Genomic DNA, 256 nt, shown 5'->3' with positions numbered 1-256 from the left:
ATGCCAGGAGGCCTGCTTCCAGGGCCATGTCCCCTGCGACGAGACGTACACCGATGAACACTGCAACCACGGCTACGGAGATCGTGGTGATGAGTTCGAGGGCGAGCGCGGAGAGGAAAGCGGTGCGCAGGGTGCCCATGGTCCTGCTGCGGTACTGCTCGGAGATGTCTTCCAATGCGGCGCGCTGCTCGCTGGCGCGGCCGAGTCCCACCAGGACAGGCAAGCCCTTGGCGAGTTCCAGGATATGGCCGGAGAG

At 64.8% G+C, this 256-nt stretch carries 1 protein-coding gene; it reads right to left on the bottom strand.

Annotated elements, in window-relative coordinates; translation table 11 throughout:
• Positions 1 to 256, bottom strand: a 256-nt coding sequence (locus tag ACPYOM_RS23035; protein ID WP_481347747.1) for a hypothetical protein, incomplete at both ends; no start/stop codon positions are given.

Source organism: Monashia sp. HAY1-2A, from assembly GCF_056755315.1.
This window is presented reverse-complemented; position numbering and strand designations above follow the sequence as displayed.